This window comes from Streptomyces sp. SID3343 (assembly GCF_009865215.1).
In the GTDB taxonomy this organism is placed as follows: domain Bacteria; phylum Actinomycetota; class Actinomycetes; order Streptomycetales; family Streptomycetaceae; genus Embleya.
Map to the genome: position 1 here is coordinate 1 of NZ_WWJX01001626.1, position 3,055 is coordinate 3,055.

Genomic DNA, 3,055 nt, shown 5'->3' on the forward strand with positions numbered 1-3,055 from the left:
GCGTTGCTGCCGGGCGTTCGTGGCTCAGTGCCCGACCGGCTGCGATTCGGCGTCCAGGCTCACTTCCAGATCGCTCAGCAACCGGCCCGCCTCCGCGAGCAGCGAGCCCGTCAGCGCGGTCGTCAGCGGCCCCGACCGCGCGGCCTCGGGCAGGCGCTCGGTGAGTACCGCGTGGACGTCGACGGCCCGATTCAACTCCTCGCGCGCGCACCGCAGTCGGGTGTCCGGCGAGCCGGTCGCGTCCGTGCGCACCACCGGCGTGCCCATCGCGGCCACGGCGCGTCCGTAATCGCGCACCGCGCAGGCCAGCGCGTCCAGGAACGCCGCGTAGGGCGCCAACGTCCTGCCGTCCGGCGTCAGGTCCACGCCGTCCGCTCGCGCCGTGTCCCGGATCGTGCGGGTGATCGCGATCGTGCGGGTGATCACGTCCTCCAGAGTGGGAATGAAACCGTGCTCGATCTCCGGCACCGGTCCGTGGCGGTGTCGGCGCGGGTTCATCCGCATGCTCTCGCGCGCGTGCTCGGTGGCCGCCCGCAGGTCCTCCCACCGCCGAAACGCACGCAGGGCGCGCCGATACCGCTCGTCCGTCAGGGTCGCGTCCCAGTCCTTGCGCAGGCCGTCGGCCGACTCGACCAAAATCTCCGCGACCTCGTCGGCGACGTCGAGCGCGGCCCGGCGGCTGTTGCGCAGATGCACCGGTGGCCACACCAGGAGGTTCACCGCGAGCCCGATCGTCGCTCCGAGCAACGCCTCCCCGAGACGGTGTCCGATCGTGGGGACGGTGACCGGCCCGTACGACAGGACGAACAACGCGCTGGTCGAGCTGTACATCCCCTGGTCGCCGAACCGCCGCCAGTTGCCCAGCAACATCGTGATCGGCAACACCGCGGCCATCGCGCCGACGGTGCTGCCGCACACCACCCAGCCGAGGGCGGCGAGCAAGGTCCCGAAGGCCATCGACACCAAGACCTGGAGGGCTTGGGCCACCGACCGGTACACCGTCGCCTGAACGAGCACGATCGCCACCCAGGGCGCCATGATCGCCATCGGGGCCCGGAGCCACCATCCGGCCACGGCCCAACTCAGCACCGCCGCGAAGGCCGCCTTGCCGGACTGCACCACCAGATCCCGCTCGCGTCCGGGACCTCGCCAGGCCCGAGCGGCCGACCGCCCGATCCCGCGAAGCTCGGACCCGATCGCTCCGGGCATGCCACCTATCCGTCGACCCCACGAAATACCGGACATGGCCCGAGCCTGTCCCACTCCCGCGAGTTGACACCCCCCGACGTCCGCGCGGCGGTGGGTCGGTCGGCCGGTCACCGGCGCCCGGCGAGGCGGAGTTCAGCGTTTGCGTGCCAACAGGCCGTAGCAGCCCACGGTCGCCGGGTCGGGGAGATCGGCCTCGCTCTCCGGATGCCAGTGGGAGACCAACTCCACGCCGGGTTCGAGCAGTTCCCACCCGTCGGGGACCAGCGCGGCGACCTCGGCGCGGCTGCGGACCTGCATGCGGATGCCTGCCCTGCGGTACGCCGCGACGCCGCCGGTCGTCGTGACCGGGTCGAAGTCGCCGGTGAGGTGGGACAGGGCCAGGTAACTGCCGGAAGGGATCCGATCGGTCAGGCGGCGCAGGACGTCCGTGGGCTTGTCCTCGTCGGGGACGAAGTGCAGGATCGCGATCATCAGCAGCGCGAGCGGCCGGTCCAGGTCCAGGGTCTCGGTGAGCGAGGGGTCGGCGAGGATGGCGTCCGGATCGTGCACGTCGGCGTCGATGTAGGCGGTCGCGCCGTCCGGGTGGCTGGACAGCAGCGCGCGGGCGTGGGCGAGGACGATGGGGTCGTTGTCGACGTAGACCACCCGGGCGTCGGAGGTGACCTGCTGCGCGGCGTCGTGGGTGTTGCGACCCTCGATGGGGATGCCGGTGCCGATGTCGAGGAACTGCCGCACCCCGAGCCGGGCGAGCCGGTCGACGGCCCGCAGCATGAATGCGCGGTTGGCGCGCGCCGCCGTACGCGCGTGCGGGACCGCGGCCAGGGTCTGTTCGGCCGCGAGTCGGTCGACGGGGAAGTTGGTCTTGCCGTCCAGGAAATAGTCGTACATGCGCGCCGAGTGCGGTTTGGTGGTGTCGATCTCCGGCGGAGCCCAGTCGGCGATCAGGGCCTGCTGCTCGGGCGACCGATCGAACGCGGAACCCATCAGTTCTCCACCCCCGCCTCGACACGGCACCGGAATGCGCCGGTGGCACGTCTCCCACGCACATCTGTGCGATCGTCATGCTAACGCTCGTGGACACGGCCCGGGCAACCAACTCGCCTCCCCGACACGGGCTCCCGCCTCCCACCCGGTGATGCGGCCGGGTCGACATCGATCGAACGAAGCGCTCCCGGCCGGGGTCGGGCGCGCGGTCGGCGACGCACGAAGGCGGCTCAGACCTGCCTCGTGGCGCTCGGCTGTTCTCGTCGAAGTCCGCCGCGAGTGCCGAGCAGTACCCGAGCGACACCCGGGCGTTACCCGTACGGGGCCGCGCCGGGCGGGCACCGATTCCGGTTCCCCCGCCGAACTCCCGTCCCGGTTCCCGGTTCCCGGCCGACAACGGTCGTGCCGGGACGCCCGAGGATAGGCTGCCGTCCGGTCGAGTCCACGGGGGAGCCATGCGCCGGTATCGCCAGCACGTACTCGTCTATGTCGTCGTCGTCCTTGCCGTCGTGGCGGCGACACGTTTGTTGAACGCCGGTGGATCCGCCGAACAGACGCCCGTCACCGATCCCGTGACGGGAACCCGCATGGATCCGTCCGACGTGGCCGAGAGGTGCGCCCGATCGAACATGATCTGCACCGCGGTCGCGTCGAAGAAGGCGTCGCACAAGTAGGGATCGGCGGCCGGGGAGGCCGCCACCAGGGAGTCGGTCGGGTCGATCGACGACGTCACGGGCCGGTGCGGGTCACGCTCGTGTCGCGAGGCGTTCGCGCTGGGGGAGCACCGTGTATCGAGGGTCCTCGGCCGAGGCCATTCCCGCGGCGAACACCCCGAAGCGGGTGCATACCGAACCCGCCAGCA

The 3,055-nt window shown here is 71.4% G+C and carries 3 protein-coding genes and 1 pseudogene; 1 reads left to right on the forward strand and 3 read right to left on the reverse strand.

Features of this window, described 5'->3' with window-relative positions; all coding sequences use genetic code 11:
• Positions 1-24 precede the first annotated feature (24 nt).
• Positions 25-1,209, reverse strand: coding sequence for an aromatic acid exporter family protein (locus GT354_RS52005; protein WP_161365525.1), 1,185 nt, complete (start codon positions 1,207-1,209; stop codon positions 25-27).
• 132 nt (positions 1,210-1,341) lie between these two features.
• Positions 1,342-2,193, reverse strand: a complete 852-nt coding sequence (locus GT354_RS52010; protein WP_161365527.1) for an SAM-dependent methyltransferase — start codon at positions 2,191-2,193, stop codon at positions 1,342-1,344.
• 455 nt (positions 2,194-2,648) lie between these two features.
• Between GT354_RS52010 and GT354_RS52015 the strand changes: the two genes are divergently transcribed.
• Complete coding sequence (locus GT354_RS52015) at positions 2,649-2,867, forward strand: hypothetical protein (RefSeq protein ID WP_161365529.1); 219 nt, start codon at positions 2,649-2,651, stop codon at positions 2,865-2,867.
• 72 nt (positions 2,868-2,939) lie between these two features.
• Here the strand turns inward: GT354_RS52015 and GT354_RS55550 are convergent.
• Positions 2,940-3,055 (reverse strand): annotated as a pseudogene (locus tag GT354_RS55550) (polysulfide reductase); the annotation flags it as partial.

Bases quoted from the DNA above. Each gene is read 5' to 3' on its own strand.
- GT354_RS52005 (WP_161365525.1), bottom strand. From the start codon at position 1,209: ATGCCCGGAGCGATCGGGTCCGAGCTTCGCGGGATCGGGCGGTCGGCC.
- GT354_RS52015 (WP_161365529.1), top strand. From the start codon at position 2,649: ATGCGCCGGTATCGCCAGCACGTACTCGTCTATGTCGTCGTCGTCCTT.
- GT354_RS52010 (WP_161365527.1), bottom strand. From the start codon at position 2,193: ATGGGTTCCGCGTTCGATCGGTCGCCCGAGCAGCAGGCCCTGATCGCC.